General features: G+C 71.5%; 17 protein-coding genes and 1 pseudogene. 7 read left to right on the forward strand and 11 right to left on the reverse strand.

All coding sequences use genetic code 11. The features are described from left to right. Positions 1-41 precede the first annotated feature (41 nt). The 3 genes from FH608_RS32100 to FH608_RS32110 are packed head-to-tail and all read left to right on the forward strand — an operon-like array spanning position 42 to position 1,369. The gene (locus FH608_RS32100) at positions 42-662 is read left to right on the forward strand and encodes a TetR/AcrR family transcriptional regulator (RefSeq protein WP_139637169.1); all 621 of its coding nucleotides are present in this window, start codon (positions 42-44) and stop codon (positions 660-662) included. 54 nt (positions 663-716) lie between these two features. After that, the gene (locus tag FH608_RS32105) at positions 717-965 is read left to right on the forward strand and encodes a hypothetical protein (RefSeq protein WP_139637170.1); all 249 of its coding nucleotides are present in this window, start codon (positions 717-719) and stop codon (positions 963-965) included. Beyond that, positions 962-1,369 (forward strand): hypothetical protein, encoded by a 408-nt coding sequence (locus FH608_RS32110; protein ID WP_139637171.1) that lies wholly within the window; start codon positions 962-964, stop codon positions 1,367-1,369. Before FH608_RS32105 ends, FH608_RS32110 begins: the two co-directional genes overlap by 4 nt. Positions 1,370-1,498: 129 nt before the next feature. On the opposite strand, the gene FH608_RS32115 is transcribed toward FH608_RS32110, so the two are convergent. The 5 genes and pseudogenes from FH608_RS32115 to narJ form a co-directional block, all read right to left on the reverse strand. Then, positions 1,499-2,629 (reverse strand): CU044_5270 family protein, encoded by a 1,131-nt coding sequence (locus FH608_RS32115; protein WP_139637172.1) that lies wholly within the window; start codon positions 2,627-2,629, stop codon positions 1,499-1,501. Continuing rightward, entirely contained in the window at positions 2,626-3,180 is a 555-nt protein-coding gene (locus tag FH608_RS32120; protein ID WP_226900082.1) for an RNA polymerase sigma factor, read from the reverse strand. The genes FH608_RS32115 and FH608_RS32120 overlap by 4 nt, the downstream gene beginning before the upstream one ends. A gap of 317 nt (positions 3,181-3,497) precedes the next feature. Continuing rightward, positions 3,498-4,118 carry a phosphotransferase gene (locus tag FH608_RS32125; RefSeq protein WP_139637234.1) on the reverse strand — a complete coding sequence of 207 codons (621 nt, stop codon included), beginning with the start codon at positions 4,116-4,118 and terminating at the stop codon, positions 3,498-3,500. A 72-nt stretch (positions 4,119-4,190) separates the two neighbouring features. Next, positions 4,191-4,331, reverse strand: a pseudogene (locus FH608_RS54490) (respiratory nitrate reductase subunit gamma); the annotation flags it as partial. Positions 4,332-4,600: 269 nt separating this feature from the next. Beyond that, entirely contained in the window at positions 4,601-5,167 is a 567-nt protein-coding gene (narJ, locus tag FH608_RS32135; RefSeq protein WP_139637173.1) for a nitrate reductase molybdenum cofactor assembly chaperone, read from the reverse strand. Between the two features lie 443 nt (positions 5,168-5,610). On the opposite strand from narJ, the gene FH608_RS32140 reads away from it, so the two are divergent. Further along, positions 5,611-7,299 carry an ABC transporter ATP-binding protein gene (locus FH608_RS32140; RefSeq protein WP_139637174.1) on the forward strand — a complete coding sequence of 563 codons (1,689 nt, stop codon included), beginning with the start codon at positions 5,611-5,613 and terminating at the stop codon, positions 7,297-7,299. A 6-nt stretch (positions 7,300-7,305) separates the two neighbouring features. Continuing rightward, positions 7,306-9,063 carry an ABC transporter ATP-binding protein gene (locus tag FH608_RS32145; RefSeq protein WP_139637175.1) on the forward strand — a complete coding sequence of 586 codons (1,758 nt, stop codon included), beginning with the start codon at positions 7,306-7,308 and terminating at the stop codon, positions 9,061-9,063. A gap of 136 nt (positions 9,064-9,199) precedes the next feature. On the opposite strand, the gene FH608_RS32150 is transcribed toward FH608_RS32145, so the two are convergent. Further along, the gene (locus tag FH608_RS32150; RefSeq protein WP_139637176.1) at positions 9,200-10,474 is read right to left on the reverse strand and encodes an alpha/beta fold hydrolase; all 1,275 of its coding nucleotides are present in this window, start codon (positions 10,472-10,474) and stop codon (positions 9,200-9,202) included. Positions 10,475-10,526: 52 nt separating this feature from the next. On the opposite strand from FH608_RS32150, the gene FH608_RS32155 reads away from it, so the two are divergent. Continuing rightward, a complete protein-coding gene (locus FH608_RS32155) occupies positions 10,527-10,961 on the forward strand; it encodes a hypothetical protein (RefSeq protein ID WP_139637177.1) in 435 nt (144 codons plus the stop codon). A gap of 89 nt (positions 10,962-11,050) precedes the next feature. Here the strand turns inward: FH608_RS32155 and FH608_RS32160 are convergent, their stop codons facing one another. Together FH608_RS32160 and FH608_RS32165 are read right to left on the reverse strand one after the other, a co-directional pair. Beyond that, positions 11,051-13,114 (reverse strand): S9 family peptidase, encoded by a 2,064-nt coding sequence (locus FH608_RS32160; protein ID WP_139637178.1) that lies wholly within the window; start codon positions 13,112-13,114, stop codon positions 11,051-11,053. Positions 13,115-13,227: 113 nt separating this feature from the next. Further along, positions 13,228-13,650: a hypothetical protein gene (locus tag FH608_RS32165; protein ID WP_139637179.1), complete on the reverse strand. Its 423-nt coding sequence runs from the start codon at positions 13,648-13,650 to the stop codon at positions 13,228-13,230. A 75-nt stretch (positions 13,651-13,725) separates the two neighbouring features. On the opposite strand from FH608_RS32165, the gene FH608_RS32170 reads away from it, so the two are divergent. After that, on the forward strand, positions 13,726-14,763 hold the full coding sequence (locus FH608_RS32170; RefSeq protein ID WP_139637180.1) for a hypothetical protein: 1,038 nt from the start codon (positions 13,726-13,728) through the stop codon (positions 14,761-14,763). Positions 14,764-15,085: 322 nt separating this feature from the next. On the opposite strand, the gene FH608_RS32175 is transcribed toward FH608_RS32170, so the two are convergent. From FH608_RS32175 to mshB, 3 genes are read right to left on the reverse strand one after another with little or no spacing between them, the layout of a single operon-like run. After that, a complete protein-coding gene (locus tag FH608_RS32175; protein WP_226900083.1) occupies positions 15,086-15,580 on the reverse strand; it encodes a flavin reductase family protein in 495 nt (164 codons plus the stop codon). 18 nt (positions 15,581-15,598) lie between these two features. Continuing rightward, positions 15,599-16,003: a DUF6113 family protein gene (locus FH608_RS32180; protein ID WP_139637181.1), complete on the reverse strand. Its 405-nt coding sequence runs from the start codon at positions 16,001-16,003 to the stop codon at positions 15,599-15,601. Between the two features lie 11 nt (positions 16,004-16,014). Then, a complete protein-coding gene (gene mshB / locus FH608_RS32185) occupies positions 16,015-16,920 on the reverse strand; it encodes an N-acetyl-1-D-myo-inositol-2-amino-2-deoxy-alpha-D-glucopyranoside deacetylase (protein ID WP_139637182.1) in 906 nt (301 codons plus the stop codon). Positions 16,921-16,959: the final 39 nt, after the last annotated feature.

Here is a 16,959-nt window from a genome sequence, read left to right on the forward strand (position 1 = left end):
CTCTCGTCAATAAATCTGAACCAGCGAGTACAATCGGTGGCATGGCGACCATCTCGCGCGGGCGGATCGACAAGCGGCGGGCGATCCTGGAGGGCGCCTTCGCCGTGTTCGCCCGGCTCGGCTACGCGCGGGCCGGCGTGCAGGACATCGCGGACGAGGCCGGCGTGGCCAAGCCGACGGTCTACAACCACATGACCGACAAGGCCACCCTGTTCAGGAACGCCGTCGAGGCCGTCGCGCAGGCCCTCCTCGACGAGCGCCTGGCGGCGCTGGAGCCGCTGGCCGATCCCGGCGACGACCTGCGGTCCACCTTGGAGGGCGTCGCCGACGAGCTGCTCCGGCTGCACACCGACGACCGCTCATGCGCGCTGCGCCGCCTGCTCTACTCCGAGATCCTCCGCTTCCCCGACCTGCTCGACATCGTCAAGGGCGGCGGGCCCCGCCTCCACCAGGCGCTGGCCGACCGGCTGGCCAGGCTGGCGCTCCAGGGCCGCCTGCGCGCCGCCGATCCCGACGAGGCGGCCGAGCAGTTCATGGCGCTGCTCGTCGGGCCGCTGGAGGTTCGCTCGGAGATGGGCACCCGCGCTCTCCCGGAAGCCGAGCTGCGGAGCCTGGCCCGCGCCGCCGTACGCACGTTCCTGGTGGCCTGGGGCGCTGACTAATCTTGTCGACAAGACCCCTTGTCGGTGTTGGGCAAGGGATATAGTCTGCCGCGTGTGGTGGAACGAGACGACTACGCGGCCATCCGCGATCGGATCATCGGGCTCTCCCACACCCATGGCTTGCGCTGCGACTGGGCGGAAACGACGAAACGCCAGCGATTCCTCCTGCTGTGGGACGCCGAGGGCCGCGTCGCGGCCCGCGCGATCGTCCCGCTCTTCCCTGGGGAGACCCCGCACCTGGTGGACTCCCTCGAACGGGGGCTCGCGCACCTGTTCGGCGACGACTGGCTGGAGGATCCATGACCGCGGACCGCGTTGACGTTCACATCACCCTGGCGGGCAGCCTCTGGCTGGCCCAGGTGGACGGCGTGGCCGGCTGCATGTCCGCCCGCACGTTGAAGGAGCTGCACGGGGACGTCGCCGACGGCCTGCCGTTCCTGTTCGCCGACCGCGACCGGCCGCCCACGCCGGTCTACCACTACACGCTGCCCGGCCTTTCGGAGCAGGACCTCGACGACTTCGCCGCCCTGCAGCGACAGGCCGCCGCGATCGCCGAGGACTACACGCGCACGCTCAAGAAACGGGTCAAGCACATGCACGAGCTGGGCCTGTCCGACGGCGACATCGGTGAGCTGCTGGGGCTGACCAAGCAGCGCATCCAGCAGATCCGCGCCAACGCCAACGACGAGGCCCGGCAGGTGTCCTAGGGCCGGCAGGTGTCCTAGGGCCGGCCCGACAGGTGCCTTCGGGCCGGGCAGGCCGGTGTTCTAAGGCCGGGCAGGCGGGTGTCCTAGAGCCGGCCCGACAGGCGTCTTCGGGCCGGGCGGGCGGGTGTTCTAGGACCGGGTGTCGGTCCAGCCGGCCTCGATCAGGGCGGTCGAGTTCGACACCGTGCCCGGCGCCAGGCCGGCCTGGAGACCGCGGGCCTTCACCACGACGTTCTCGCTGGCCAGGGCGCGTCCGGTCGACTCGTCGAAGACCAGCCGGTGCTCCGTGACACCGCCGCCCTGGGTGGGCTCCTCGATCGACACGGCGGTGCCCTGGCGGCCCTCCGCGTCCGTCACGTTCTGGGCGACCTGCACGCCGTCCACGTCGGCCAGCATCCGGAACGCGGCCCCGCGCACCTCGGGCGTCACCGGCATGTCCATGATCAGCCCGACGCTCACCCTGAACAGCCAGGGCCCCCTGGCCATCGGCACGCTCGACGACTCGGTGTCATGCCCCTCGTACGAGGCCAGCAGCCACCTCTTGAGCTCGTCCGGGTCGTCCGGCAGTGCCAGCAGGTCCTTCATGGTGACGTTGCGGCCCAGCCAGAACACCTTGTCGCCGTCCACCAGGGGGCTGTGACCCGATTGAGCCTTGCCCGGGGAGGTGTTCAGCACGATGGCCCCCTTCCTGGCGACCTTGACCTCGATCTCCGCGGGCGAGCCGGCCCGCTCCCAGGCCTGCCGGTCCTCCTCGGTGGCGGGCCGCGCGCCGAGCGACCGGGAGCGGCTCCACTGCTGCTGGTCGGCCCCGGTGGCGCGGGGCGTCCAGCTCTCGCTGCGCTGCTGGTCCACGACCTGGTAGCCACCCTCGGCCGCCGTGAACACGCTGCGGCTCACCGACACGCTGTGCCAGTACGCGCCGCTGCCGTCCTCCTGCCTGGCGGCGTTGCCGGCGGCGGCCAGCAGCACGTCACGGGCCGACAGCGTCACCTTCGGCGCGCTCGCCACGCTCGCGGGCGCGCTGGGGGCGGGTGCCGGCGCAGGGCCGTTCGCGGAGACGACCACGACCGCCGCCGTCGCGGCCGCCAGTGCCCCGGCCAGCCCCAGACCCCACGCGGGCCGTACGGCCCTGCGCCCGCGCCGCGGCTGCCTGGCGCCCGCCATGGCACGGGAGAGCTCCGTGGCCCGGGTGTGCGGGTCCACGGACCGGTCGCCGAGATGGGCGGGCCGGGCGGCCTTGAGTTCGTCCATGGGGTTCATGACCACTCCTCGCTGAGGTTCCGCACGTGGGGACGGGGGGCCGCCTGCTCGGTCCTGGCCAGGCCGCCGGGCTCCGCGGCCTGGTCGAGGGCCTGCTTGAGCCGTTTGCGCGCCCGGTGCAGCCGTACGCGGAACGCCGCCGACGAGCAGCCGACGACCCGGGCGCCCTCCTTCGGTGACAGGCCCTGCCAGGCGACGAGGATGAGGATCTCCCGGTCGTCGTCCGCCAGCGTGGCGAGCGCGCGCAGAATGCCCAGGCGCTCGGTCACCTGGTCGGCCACGTCGCCCTCGGTCCAGGCCCGCAGCTCGGCCGCGAGCGCCTCCCGGCGCACCTCCGCGCGTACGTTGTCGCGCAGCACGTTCCTGGCGACGCCCAGCAACCACGGCAACGGCGGTTCCGGCACGTCGTCCAGCCGCCGCCAGGCGATCGCGAACGTCTCGCTCACGACCTCGTCGGCCACCTGCCGACCCGCGCGACTGACCGCGTAGGCCCACACGCGTTGCCGGCACGCGTCGTACATGCCGGTGAATCGCTGTGCATCATCCGTCACCGCCCAGCCCCTTTGTTCGGGATGCGTTCTTCTGACACCACGAAGTGGTCTGAACTCTCCCGTTGTTACACCCCGGCCGGAACTTCCATTCCTCCCGCCGGGGGCTGGGCGAACGTGACCGCCGGTCCCGTTCAGCCTGCATGCGGATGAGCGCGGTCCCGTTCAGCGCGCAGGTGGAGGAGTGCGGCCCCGTTCAGCGCGGATCTGGAGGAGCGCCGCCCTCGCGCCCGGCACTGCCCGCCCATGCCACCGCCGGCACTGCCGGCCCATGCCGCCGCCGGCGCACTGCCGGCCCATGCCACCGCCGGGACCTGAGGTCACTCGCTCCAGGCGGCCGTGGCGTCGAGGCGCTCGCGCCAGAGCTTCTCGCTGCCGCCGCCCGGCTCCCAGCGGGCGCAGAAGTCGAGCAGGGCACGGCAGCGGGCCACCATGGCCTCCTGGCGCTCCGCCCACCCGGGCACGGTGCCGTCGTAGGCGCCGAAGAAGTGGGGGAGCAGCGGGACGTGCTCGGGGTGGTGGCTGCGGATGATCCACTCGCACCACGCCAGGTCCTCGATCGGCTGCCCCGGATGGGCCCACTCCCAGTCGAGGATCGCGGTCGTACGGAACGTGGCCGGGTCGAACAGCATGTTCTGGGGGCCGAAGTCGCCGTGCACGATGCCCAGCCGGTGGAGGTCGGACAGGATCCGGCCGCACTCGGTGAGCACCTCCACGGCGTGGCCCTCGTCGAGGAGGTCCTGGCCGTGGTCCCCCGGCACGAAGCGGGTCGTCAGGCTGGTCGAGGTCACCCCGTGCACGCGCGGCACGGGCAGCCTGCCGCGCAGGCGGCGCAGGTATCTCCTCTCCGTCGAGAGCCTGAACGCCGCCTCCGGGCCTTGGTAGCACTTCACGACCAGGGCGCCGTCGCCGAATGTGCTGTTGGTGTACCCGTGCTTCACAAGGGTCGATTCTGGCGTACCCGCACCCTTCCCCAGACCCCCGGCACGCCATCGGACGCCACTCCGATACACGATGTAAGGACGGAACAAATGCCCCAGAGGGTCGGAAAGTGCTCGCGCCAGGGGGCTGAACGGCAAGAGCGTCACCAACGGCATCCAGGGGGCCGCGTGCACCTTGTAAAGAGTGTCGGGCTGACCGCATCGCCGTGGCACCGGGGGTGAGCGCCGACCCGGTCCCGCCCGCCGTTGTTGGGGAGGGCGCCGGCCTGCCGCCCCTCGCTCCCGGCGTCGGGCCGCAGTGTCGGCCTGCCGCCGCCGCGCGCCCGGCGTCGGGGTGCGGTGTCAGCCTGCCCTACACACCGCGACGTCAGACTGGACGGCGAGGGCTCCGCGGGACCAGGGGAGCGAGTGTGCCCCGGCACCCCACGAGCACCTGCTTGCGGCTCTCACGAGCCCCGCCTACGAGTGACCCAACCGGCTGGTCATGAATCGACCCCCACCATCTCGGGCGGTGGTGGGCCGTCCTGGCTGCCCTGGGTCGGGCAGGTGGCCTGAAGAAGCTCGTCGGCGGTGATCGGTGGCAGCGCCGCGCACACCGCGCCGATCACGTACGCGTACGGCGAGTCGCGGTCGGACAGCGCGGTGAGCAGCAGCTCCAGCTCCGGCCGGTGCTCCTTGAGCACGGTGGCGCCCGCGGGATCGAGCGCCGCGAACTCCAGCATGACCGGCAGGAAATCGGGCAGCTCGTCGTCCATCAGCTCCCAGCCCGCCGCGTGGTAGCGCTGTCTGAGCGCGGCCAGCGACCGGCCGCGCCGGCGGGTGTCGTCGTCGGTGTAGTGGGTCAGGTGGAGGCAGCAGCGCCGGTGCAGGTCGAACGTCTCCACGTAGTGGGCGGCCAGCTCGCCGGGACCCAGGTCGGTGGCGCGGGCCAGGAACGCCCCGAAGTGCGGCTCGGCGGCGTCCCTGATCAGCGGGAGGCGCCGCCAGAAGCGCTCGTCGGGGTAGGCGAGGAGGTGCGCGGCGGCCTGCCAGATGACCGTGCTGTTCATGTGCGACCTCTCCTGGGCGGGCACAGGTCGGCGATCTTCAGCAGGAGTTCCTCCACGCTCATACCCCCAGCTCATCACAGAAAGTGACCCTCTGTGGCACAAGGTGTATGTCCGGGCTTGGTAAAGATCAGGCGCCGATGAACCGGTGCCGAGCGGCCTTCCCGGGCGCCCACGCCTCCCACCACGGTCGGTGCCGAGCGGCCCTCCCGGGCGCTCATGTCTCGCACCAGGGTCGGTACTGAGTCGTTCCTTCCCGGGCGCTCACGTCTCCCAGCAGCACCGGAACGGAGTCGTTCCCTCCCGGACGCTCGGCCTGCCATCGGAGCCGGTGGCGGGCCGACTTCTGCCTACGAGCCGGGAGGCGGATCGTGCGTACGGCACCGGGAGCGCGGGGTGAAAACCATTTGCCGGGCCGGGCACCGCCTTGTCAACCTTGTCAGGCCATGCGCTCCCTTCCTGAAGCCGATCCCGGCGTGCCCGACATCCGCAGCCCGCTCCGCTACCTGTGGTGGAACGCGCGGCGGCAGACTCCGTCCTTGCTTGCGGGCATCGGTTTCGCGACGTTGTGGTGGCTGGTGCAGGCGCTCATGCCGGCTGTGCTCGGGAAGGGCATCGACGCCGTCACCGCCAAGGACTCCAGGGCGCTGGTGCTCTGGGCGTCGATTCTCTTCGGGCTCGGCCTGCTGCAGGCGTTCACCGGCATCATGCGGCACCGCATGGCCGTCTACAACTGGCTGGCCGCCGCGTACCGCACGGTGCAGGTGACCGCCCGGCAGGCCGCCAGGCTGGGCGCCACGCTGCCGAAGCGCCTGTCGACCGGGGAGGTCGTCAGCGTCGGAAACTCTGATATCGCTCATATCGGCAGCTCCATGGACATCCTGCTGCGCGGTGTCGGGTCGGTCGTGGCGATCGTCACCGTCACTGTGATCCTCATCTCCACGTCGCTCCCGCTGGGCCTGCTGGTGCTGTTCGGCGTGCCGCTCATGGCCGTGGCCGTCGGGCCGCTGCTCAAGCCCCTGCACCGGCGGCAGGCCAGGCAGCGCGAGCTGACCGGCGACCTGTCCACCCGCGCCGCCGACATCGTGGCGGGCCTGCGGGTGTTGCGCGGCATCGGCGGGGAGCAGGTCTTCGCCGGGCGCTACCGCGACGGCTCCCAGCAGGTGCGGCGGGCCGGGGTGCGCGTGGCCGGGGTCGAGTCGGTGCTGGAAGGCGCCCAGATCGTGCTGCCCGGCCTGCTCATCGCGGTCGTCACCGGCATCGGCGCGTCGTTCGCGGTGGACGGGAAGATCCCCACCGGGCAGCTCGTCTCCTTCTACCTCTACGCCGTCTTCCTGATCGGGCCGCTGCGCACGCTCACCGAGATGGCCGACAAGCTCACCAAGGGCCACGTGGCCGCCGGGCGCGTGATCCGCATCCTGTCCATGGAGCCCGACCTCACCGGTGGCACCGGAAGCAGCGCGGGCGGCGTGCTGCGCGACTCCTACAGCGGCGTCACCCTCCAGCCCGGCTGGCTCACGGCGGTCGCCGCGAACGCCCCGGAGGACGCCATCGCCATCGCCGACCGCCTCGGCCGCTACGCCGAGGGCGACGTCATGTTCGGGGCGACCGACCTGTCGCTCCTGCCCATGGAGGAGGTGCGCGCCCGGATCGTGGTAGCCGACAACGGCGCCCGCCTGTTCACCGGCCCCCTGCGCGACGAGCTGGACGTGCGCGGCACGGCCTCCGACGAGGAGGTGTGGCAGGCCCTGCAGGCCGCCTGCGCCGAGGACATCGTGGAGGCGCTGCCCGACGGCCTGTCCTCCATGGTGGCCGAGGCCGGGCGGGAGTTCTCCGGCGGTCAGCAGCAACGGCTGCGCCTGGTCAGGGCGCTGCTGGCCGACCCGGAGGTGCTCATCCTGGTCGAGCCCACCAGCGCCGTCGACGCCCACACCGAGGCCCGCATCGCCGAACGCCTCGCCAAGGCCCGGGCCGGCAGGACGACGATGGTCTGCACGACCAGCCCGCTGGTGCTCGACCGTACCGACCACGTGCTCTACGTGGAGGGCGGGCGGGTGCTCGCGGAGGGCACGCACCGGCAGTTGCTGGACGACTCGCCGGCGTACGCCGCGACCGTGACCCGTGGGGAGGGGTGAGGGCGCATGGCCCGTGAGATCCTGCCGGTCGCCGACCGGAAACAGGTGCGTGCCTACGCGAGGCGGCTGACGCTCCGCTACCCGCGCCAGCTCGCGATCGCCCTCGCCCTGCACGGGCTGGCGGCCGTCGCCGGGCTGGTCGTGCCGTGGCAGCTCGGCCAGCTGGTGCAGGACCTCCAGTACGGCGTCACGGTGAACGTCGCCGTCGTCGCCGCCGCAATCGGCGGCTTCCTGCTGTTGCAGGGCGCGCTCGTACGGTTCGCGGTGCTGGCCTCCGCCAGGCTCGGCGAGAAGGTGCTGGCCGAGCTCCGCGAGGAGTTCGTGGACCGGGTGCTCGGGCTGCCGCTGTCCACGGTGGAACGTGCCGGAGCCGGTGACCTGATCACGCGCACGTCCCGCGACGTGGACTCCCTGTCCCGCACCGTACGCCACGCCGTGCCCGAGACGCTGATCGCCCTCGTCACCTTCCTGATCACCATCGGCGCGCTGCTGCTGGTCAGCCCGCTGCTCATGCTGCCGATGCTGATCGCCGGCCCGGTGATCTGGGTCTCCACCCGGTGGTATCTGCAGCGGGCACGCGACGGCTACCTCCGCGAGAACGCCGCCTATGCCGACATGACCGAAGGGCTGGCCGAAACGGTCGAGGGCGCGCGGGCCGTGGAGGCGCTGCGGCTGCAGGAGCGCCGGCGGGCGCGCACCGACGGCGACATCGGCAGCTCCTTCGCGGCCGAGAGCTACACGCTCGGGCTCCGCACCCGGTGGTATCCCGCCGTCGAACTGGGCTACGTGATCCCGGTCGTGGCCACGGTGCTGGTCGGCGGCCTGTTCTACACCAACGGATGGGTGGCGCTCTCCCAGGTGGCCACCGCCACCCTCTACGCCCAGCAGCTCATCGACCCGCTGGACAGGTTTCTCATGTGGATCGACGAGCTGCAGGTGGGCGGGGCGTCCATGGCCCGGCTGCTCGGCGTGGCCAACGTGCCCGACGACCGGGTCGCCGGCTCGTCGCAGCCCTCCGGGGAACTGCTGGAGGCGGACGACGTCCGTTACGCGTACCGGGAGGGGCGGGACGTGCTGCACGGCGTGTCCCTGACCGTACGGCCCGGCGAACGGCTCGCCATGGTGGGGCCGTCCGGGGCCGGCAAGTCCACGCTGGGACGGCTGCTGGCGGGCATCCACGGGCCGCGTACCGGCTCGGTGACCGTGGGCGGGACGCCGCTCGTGGACCTGCCGCTCGACGATCTGCGCGGCCACGTGGCGCTGGTCACGCAGGAGCACCACGTGTTCAAGGGCACCCTGCGCGACAACCTGCTGATCGCCCGCCCTGACGCCGCCGACGACGCCGTACGCCAGGCGCTCGACGCGGTCGACGCGCTGGCCTGGGTACTCGCCCTGCCGCAGGGCCTGGAGACGGAGGTGGGCTCCGGCGGCCACGCGGTCTCGCCCGCCCATGCCCAGCAGCTCGCCCTGGCCCGCCTGGTGCTCGCCGACCCGCACACGCTGGTGCTGGACGAGGCCACCTCCCTGATCGACCCGCGCGCCGCCCGGAACCTGGAGCGCTCCCTGGCCGCCGTGCTGGACGGGCGCACGGTGATCGCGATCGCCCACCGGCTCTACACGGCACACGACGCCGACCGGGTGGCCGTGGTGGAGGATGGGCGGATCACCGAACTGGGGCCGCACGAGGAACTGGTGGCGAGGGGTGGCTCGTACGCCGCCCTGTGGACGAGCTGGCACGGAACACCCGCGGACACGCACTCCTGAGGTTGCGCAGAGCAACGCACCTGCCATGAGGTGTGGGCTCGGCTCTTGCGTCACCGGGCTCGGCTCCTCCATCCTCCGGCTCAGGGTCCCGCGCCACCGGGCCTGGTCCTGCGTCCTCGGGCTGGGCGGCCCGTTGTCAGCACTTGGTCGTCGTGGCAGGGAGGCGGCGATCGGTGAAGTAGGTGTTGATGTGGTCGCGGGCGCAGGCGTTGACGCCGTAGAGCGTGTGGCCAGGGCCGTCGTGGTGGATGGTGGCGCTGCCCGGCACCTGTGACAGGACGCGCTGCACCGCGTCCGACTCGCCCCATGCGCCCGCTCCCAGCATGGGCGGAAGGCCCTTGGGGAGAGGGGCGGGCGGGTTGGTGACAGGCTGGGGCCAGCCGATGCAGGCCAGGGTGGCCGAGGCCATCGTGTTGGCGGTGCCGGCGTTGGGGGCGACCCGCCGCAGGCGCTTGACGGCCGCGGTGATCTCCGCGCGGTTGGCGGCGCGGGGCCAGTCGGTGCACTCGGTGACGCCGGTGGCCTGGTCGGGGTAGCGGGCGCCGCGCTTGGGCACGAAGTCGGAGGCGTCTCCCTTGGCGGCCTTCCGGATCGCCTGGGCCAGCTTGGGCCAGGCCGTGTCGCCCTGGCGGGCCAGCGCCAGGGCGAAGCTCTGCAGGTCGCGGCTCTTGTAGGCCACGTTGGCGGTCTTGGTGGGGATGGGGGTGCGGTCGGCTCGGGCGATCACGGCGCGCCAGAGGCCGGGGACGTCCGCGCAGTCATGGTCGGCGCACCAGGTGAAGAAGCGCCGCAGGAACTGCTCGTTGGACCTCGCCATCTCCTCCAGCTCGTGCTCCCAGTCGGCGGCGCTGTGGCTCCACGTGCCGTCGAGGACCATCGTGCGGACCCGCCCGGGGAAGAGGCGGGCGTAGTCCTGGCCGTAGAAGCCCGCGTAGGAGGCGCCGTAGTAGTTGAGCTTCTCCTCGCCCAGGGCCTTCCTGATCGCCTCCATGTCCCTGGCCTGGTCGGCCGAGCTCATGTTGGCGAACAGCTCGGGATCCTTGAGCCGGCAGGCCTCGGCGTAGCCGCGGTTGGTGTCGGACAGGCGGCCGAAGTCGGCGTCGTCTTCGGGGAGGTCGGGGATGGGGATGCGGGTCCACGCGCATTGCAGGCCGGTGGACAGGCCCCTGAACTGCTCGCCGTAGCCGCGGGTGTCCCACGTGACGATGTCCATCCGCTCGCGGAGCTTGGCCCACCAGCCGGGGTTGGACTGGGTGATGGCGATGCCGGGGCCGCCCGGGCCGCCGTAGGCCACCAGGACCGAGCCTTCTGACGACGTGCCGGTGGCCTTCAGCCGGCCCAGCTTGAGCGTGATCTTGCGGCCGTCGGGTTTCTGCCAGTCGACCGGCACCTGGAGGTCGGCGCACTCCATGCCGATCTTGTCGGCGGGACAGGTCTGCCACTCCAGCGCCCGTGGTGCGGTGGTGGCGGTCGCCGCGATGGCGGACCTGGCAGCGGCGGTGGCGGACCTGGCAGCGGTCGTGGACGTAGACGCGGTCGTGGACGCGGTCGTGGTCGCGGTCGTGAACGCGGTTTCCGCGGTGGACCCCGTTGCCGCGGTGGACGCTGTTGCGACGGTGGACCCCGTTGCCACGGTGGACGCGGTGGACGCTGTTGCGGTGGCGGACGCGAGCGCGAATGTCATGGCGTCCGTGGTCGCGTCTGCGGTCGTGGTTGCGGTGGTGGTCGCGCCCGCTGCCGTGGTCGTGGACGCGGGTCTGGTGGTGGTCGCGGCGGCGTGTAGGGCCGTGCCCAGCAGGGCGCTGACGCCCAGTGAGGTCAGGGTGGTGGTGAGGGGCTTGAACATGGCGCTCACGATGCCGGAGCGGCGGGCGGCATCGCGTCGGACGACGGTTTGATCTTTGGGGGTGGCCAGTCAGACCTCGGGTTGTCAGACCAACTCGGCGGGCGCGGCCCTCCCGTACGTACGGACCGCGCCCGGAAAGGCTCAGCCCAGTGACCGCTTCAGGAAGTCGACCTGGAGCAGCATCAGGTTCTCCGCCACCACCTCCTGAGGCGTCATGTGCGTCACGCCCGACAGCGGGAGCACGCTGTGCGGGCGCCCCGCCGCCAGCAGGGCGGAGGACAGGCGCAGCGTGTGGGCCGCCACCACGTTGTCGTCGGCCAGCCCGTGGATCAGCAGCAACGGGCGTTCGAGCTTGGCGGCGTCCCCGAACAACGAGGAGTTCTCATAGACCTCGGGCTGCTCGTCCGGATGGCCCAGGTATCGCTCGGTGTAGCACGTGTCGTACAGCCGCCAGTCCGTCACCGGCGCACCCGCCACCGCCGCGTGGAACACGTCCGGCCGCCGCAGCACCGCCAGCGCCGCCAGGAAGCCGCCGAACGACCAGCCGCGGATGGCCACCCTCGTCAGGTCGAGGTCGTCGGGGTACTGCTCCGCCACGCCCTGGAGCGCGTCGATCTGGTCTTCGAGCGCGGGGGTGGCGAGGTCGTTCAGCACGGTGCGCTCGAACTCCGGACCCCGGCCGGGGGTGCCCCGCCCGTCGGCCACGATGACGGCGAAGCCCTGCTCGGCGAACCACTGGCTCTCCAGGAACGCGCCGCGCCGGTTGAGCACCCGCTGCGCGTGCGGGCCGCCGTACGGGTCCATGAGGACCGGCAGCCGCCCCGAGCCCTGCTCGTACCACGACGGCAGCACCACGGCGGTGGCCAACTCGCGCCGGCCGGAGCGGCCGAGCGAGACCCGCAGGTCGAGGCCGGGGCGCTCGGCGAACGACGGGATCGGCACCGCCATGCCGTCACGCCGTACCACCGTGGTCGACACGCCCTCGGCGTCGAGGCTCTGCTCGGTCAGCACGCCGACGCCGCCCGCCATACGCCCCGAGAACACCCCGGAACGGGTGGACACGGGCAGCAGCGAATGCCCGTCCCACGTCCACAGCTGGATCTCGGTGGGATCGCCGCTCGCGCTGAACAGCACGCTGTCGTGATCGACGTCGAGCACCGCCCGCACCTGCAGCGTCGGCGGCGTGACCGCGCGGTCGCCGACGAACAGCCGGTTGCCGCCCCCCGAGCTCGCCACCCACACCAGCGAGCCGTCGTCGAGGTGTTCGGGCACGCCGGTGACGACGTCGACCCAGGCGGGATCGGTGTCCTCGCGCACGAGCGTGGAGCGGCCGGTCGCCGGATCGACCGTGAACAGCCGCAGCGTCCGCTGGTCACGGGTCATGGTCACGATCGACAGCGCGTGGGAGTTCCAGGCCGCCGTCGTGAGGTATTCCTCGTCGTACGGCACCGCGACCCGCGACCCGTCGAGCCCCAGCACGTACAGCTCGGTGACGGCGTTGGGCGTGCCGGCGGCGGGATAGCGCTGGGCCGTGGCCGGGCGGTCGGGGTTGGCCGGGTCGGCGATGTGCCACGTCCGGACCGGCGCCTCGTCGGCGCGCTCGACCAGCAGCGCGTCACCCGACGGCGCCCACCAGTGGCCGCGCATCCTGTCCATCTCCTCGGCGGCGATGAACTCCGCCAGCCCGTACGTCACCGTCTCGGACTCCGGCGTGGCCAGCGCGCGGTCCTCGCCCGTGACTAGGTCGTGGACGCGCAGGGCGCCGCCGGTGACGTAAGCGACATGTCGCCCGTCAGGCGACAGTCGGGGGTCGATGACCGCGCCCGGGGTGTCCAGCCGCTGCGACTGCCCGCTGGCCAGGTCGACGACGTGCAGCCCGCCGGACAGGGCGAAGCAGGCCCGCGTCACGTCTCGGTCCGTGGCGTACGAGACCACGCCGCCCGCCGCCTCCCGGCTGCGCTCCCGCCTGGCCCGCTCCTCGGGCGGCAGGTCCTCCTCGTCGCCGTGGAGCGCTCGCGGGTCGACGATCAGGCGCTCGACGTGGGTCTCGGTGTCGAGCTCCCACAGGCACGTCACCGGGTCGGTGCCCGACTTCGTACGGAGGAAGACCACCCGGCCGCCGTCCGGGGAGATCGTGAAGCCCCTGGGCACCCCGAGGGTGAACCGGCGGGTCCTGGCAGATAGGCGCGGGAAGCTCTCGCTCATGGCCCCAATCCTGCCATCAGGTGCTTCCGAGAGGACCGCCGCCTTTGGGCGATGGGGAAGCAGGAGGGCCGGCGAGCGGCGTCGGCCCATGCCGGGCCGGCGCGTGGTCCGCCTTACGGCATCCCCTTCGTCCGCCGCCACCGCAGGGGCGCGCGGGGGTAGCCGCCGTCGTCCAGGTCGGCCAGACGCTCGAAGACGTTGTACGACGCCTGGTGGCCGCAGATCACGACCGAGACGGCCATGGACAGCAGGTAGAGCGGGAGCATGGGGAGGCCGACGCACCAGGCCCACTGGGTGGCGTGGCGGGCCTCGTGGCGAATGAGCCGCTCGTCGAGCGCGTGCCGCCTGGTCAGGACGACGTTGCCGACGGTGAACGCCCCGGCGATGGGGAAACGGTAGCGATAACCGAAGGCCAGAATGAGCCCGTCCGGGCCGGATTGCCTGGTGGCGCCACCGATGAACGAGATCAGCAGACCGAGCGGAGTGGCCAGATTGATGAAGTTCGCCGTACGCCGGAACCGGAAGCGCCTCTCCATGCGTCTCACCCTTGACCAATCTTGACAAGTCGGAATAATGATCCCCTGTCCTGAAATCTCCCAAAGAGCAGGATTATGAGATTCTCCATCCTGGGCGCGCTGCTCGGCACCGTCGCACTGGCAGGAGCCGGCGGAGTTGCGATCACCCAGACGTCAGCGACCGATCCCCTACGATCCACTGACACCCGACTAGGCGCCCTCGGCGCGAACGTGGCGTTAACCACCGTCCCGACCACGAGTCCGACACCCACGGAGACCCTCACGGACGGGGGATACACCGCCACTACAAAAGTAGTCAAGAGCCGCGGCGTTTCCTATCTGAATGTCTCCATCGCGGACGCGGAAGCCGCCTTCTTCACAGTCAGGCAGAAAGTCTGTAAGGGCAGGTCGTGCAGGACGGCCAGCGTCAACCTCCCGGTCACCGAGGGCTCAGGCGAAGCCAGGAAACGGCTGGGCTGGGGCAAGTACAAGAAACGCGGAAAGCCGGCGGTCAAGGTGACGCCTCTTCCGACGGTCACGGTGACGGAGCAGGTCACGGTCACGGTGACCGTCACCGAGCCCGGGCCGACGGTCACGGAGACATTCACCTGCCAGCCGAGCGTCCCGCCGACCGCGACCCTCCTCCCGACCGAGTCGGTCCCACCGAGTGAGCCGGTCCCGCCGACCGAGTCGGTCCCGCCGTCGCCCGTGCCGACGGAGACGCCGGTGCCGACGGGTACGGACTCCCCGCCGGTCACGACGAGCCCGACGGTCACCGACACCCCGACCTCGATCCCTACTGACACCGCGACCGAAACTCCCACCGAGATTCCAACCGAAACCCCCACAGAAGCTCCCACCGCACCGACCGACACGCCCACGGATGGCGTGACACCGACCGACACGGCCGCCCCGACGGAGATCCCGACGTGTCCGCCGCCGGTGGAGGAGACCCCGACAGAGGTGCCCTCGGAGCCCCCGACGGACGCGCCGCTTCCGACCGACACGGCCGCTCCCACGGACACGGCTGTGCCCACGGACACGGCCGTGCCGACTGACACGGCTGTGCCCACCGACACCAGCGTCCCGACGGAGAGCCCGTCTGAGACGCCGACCACCCCACCGGCCGAATAGGGCGACGCCGCCAACCGGGTGACGTCACCGGACACGATCAACGACCGGGCCAGGCCACGTCCCTGGCCCGGCTCGTGTCGGGCAGGCCCTGAAGACCATGTCGGGTGGCCGGTTCCTGTCGGGCAGGCCCTGAAGACCATGTCGGGTGGCCGGTTCCTGTCGGGCAGGCCCTGAAGACCGTGTCGGGTGGCCGGTTCCTGTCGGGTGGGTCCCTGAGGTCGCGTCGGGTGGTCGGTTCCTGTCAGGTGGGTCTCCTGACGCCCCGTCGCATGGTCGGGGCGGGCCGGTGTGGCCCGTCCAGCGTGGACGTGTACGGCCGGGGTCAGAGGGTTTTGTACCGGCCCTCGTGGTACAGCAGCGGCGCCCCGTCCGACGGCGTGTCCAGCCCCGTGACCCCGCCCACCACGATCGAGTGGTCACCGCCGTCGTGCACGGCCGTCGTCACGCACTCCATCGTCGCGAGGGCCCCGTCGAACAACGCCACCCCCGAGTCGCCGCGATGGTGCGACCACCGCGCGAGCTGGCCGTTCAGCGGCCTGCCCCGGTGGGCGAAGAAGCGGGAGGCGTCCTCCAACGACGCGGGCAGCACCGACACCCCCCACACTCCCGCCTCGATCACCGCGTCGTGGAAGCGGGCCACCTTCTCCGCGCAGAACAGCACCAGGAGCGGGTCGAGGGAGACGGAGGTGAACGAGTTGACGGTCATCGCGTGATCGATGTCGCCCACCCTGGTGGTGACGATCGCGACTCCGGTGGTGAAGAGGCCGACGACCTTGCGGTACGTTCCGGGGTCCACGGGCCGCTCGATCGAATGCACGAACGCTACTTTATGCCGCTACATGGAGTTTTTTGGAGGGTACCCATGCAGAAGCCACGAGCCACCCCCTGACGTGGGCGAAAGCAAGTAGGCCGCGACAATGGCCACCAGCCCCCCGTAGAGGTAGATGTATCCGGGCGCGCCCTCCGCGATCACGAGGTCTCCCGCTCCCATGCGCAGGGTGAACGGCATCGTCACCAGCAGCCATCCGAGCGCCGTCACGAACGCCCCCAGCCTGGCCCGCATCATCCGGCCCGCCCCCAGGCAGACCCCGAACAGCCCGAGCACCCACAGGGCAGCGGAGACGGCCTGCCACACCGGATGCGTGAAACCGCCCACGACCCCCATGACGACGCCCAGCACGAACAGCATGCCGTACGCCGCCCCACCCAGCGCCGACTCGGCCTGGCTGCGATGTTCCATGTCGCACGAGGTTAGCCGATGCCCGCGAAGAGATCGTTCTCGCGGTTGTGCGGCTCACCGAGCCCGCCCGCCTCGACGGGCGGACCTGGCACGGCCGGACCCCGCACGCCGAAGGCCAGCGTGTAGTGCTCGACGCCCAGGACCTCCTGGCCGATGTTGTTGGACAGCGCGTACCACGGGTCGTCCACGACGATCTGCGTGGCGTGCGCCCGCATGGCCTCGATCTTGTTGCCGATCCAGGCCCGGGCGTCGATCTCGGTGGTGACGTCCTCGTCGGGGTTGCCGAACGGCATGTCATCGACGGCCTCGATCAGGAAGTCGACGTCGGCCTCGCGCAGCGCCTCCGCCGTGCGCCGCATGACGGACCGGGCGAGGGCCGTGTGGTAGAACTTGGCGATCTGCCACGGCTCACCCTCGCCGAAGCCCGCGTCAGCGGCCAGCTCGAACGCCCTGCGCGAGACCCGATGCGCCTGGATGTGGTCGGGATGCCCGTAGAAGCCGTTGTCGTCGTACGTGACGAGCACCTGAGGGCGTACCTCCCGGATGACCTTGACGAGCTCGCCCGCCGCCTCGTCGAGGTCGGCGCGCCAGAACGCCTTCGGGTGGTCGTTGGACGCCACCCCCATCATCCCGGAGTCGCGCCAGCGCCCCGGCGCGCCCAGGAAGCGGTGGTCCTCGACGCCGAGCGCCCGGCAGGCGGCATCGAGCTCGTCGATCCGGTACGGCCCGAGCGCGTCGTCGCGGTCGGCGGCCAGCCGGGCGAGGTCCTTGGGGATGATCTCGCCCTCCTCGCCGAGGGTGCAGGTCACCAGGGTGACGTGGGCGCCTTCGGCGGCGTATTTGGCCATGGTCGCGCCGGTGCCGATCGACTCGTCGTCCGGATGGGCGTGCACGAGGAGGAGCCGTCGATCAATCACAAGCCAAGAGCGTAACAGCGGCCGTTCGGCTTGCCCGGG

It is taken from the genome of Nonomuraea phyllanthi (assembly GCF_006334985.2).
Classification (GTDB): domain Bacteria; phylum Actinomycetota; class Actinomycetes; order Streptosporangiales; family Streptosporangiaceae; genus Nonomuraea; species Nonomuraea phyllanthi.

Coding starts and splice junctions, on each gene's coding strand:
- FH608_RS32100 (WP_139637169.1), top strand. CDS start 42: ATGGCGACCATCTCGCGCGGGCGGATCGACAAGCGGCGGGCGATCCTG.
- FH608_RS32110 (WP_139637171.1), top strand. CDS start 962: ATGACCGCGGACCGCGTTGACGTTCACATCACCCTGGCGGGCAGCCTC.
- FH608_RS32115 (WP_139637172.1), bottom strand. CDS start 2,629: ATGAACCCCATGGACGAACTCAAGGCCGCCCGGCCCGCCCATCTCGGC.
- narJ (WP_139637173.1), bottom strand. CDS start 5,167: ATGAACAGCACGGTCATCTGGCAGGCCGCCGCGCACCTCCTCGCCTAC.
- FH608_RS32140 (WP_139637174.1), top strand. CDS start 5,611: ATGCGCTCCCTTCCTGAAGCCGATCCCGGCGTGCCCGACATCCGCAGC.
- FH608_RS32145 (WP_139637175.1), top strand. CDS start 7,306: ATGGCCCGTGAGATCCTGCCGGTCGCCGACCGGAAACAGGTGCGTGCC.
- FH608_RS32150 (WP_139637176.1), bottom strand. CDS start 10,474: ATGGAGTGCGCCGACCTCCAGGTGCCGGTCGACTGGCAGAAACCCGAC.
- FH608_RS32160 (WP_139637178.1), bottom strand. CDS start 13,114: ATGAGCGAGAGCTTCCCGCGCCTATCTGCCAGGACCCGCCGGTTCACC.
- FH608_RS32165 (WP_139637179.1), bottom strand. CDS start 13,650: ATGGAGAGGCGCTTCCGGTTCCGGCGTACGGCGAACTTCATCAATCTG.
- FH608_RS32170 (WP_139637180.1), top strand. CDS start 13,726: ATGAGATTCTCCATCCTGGGCGCGCTGCTCGGCACCGTCGCACTGGCA.
- FH608_RS32180 (WP_139637181.1), bottom strand. CDS start 16,003: ATGGAACATCGCAGCCAGGCCGAGTCGGCGCTGGGTGGGGCGGCGTAC.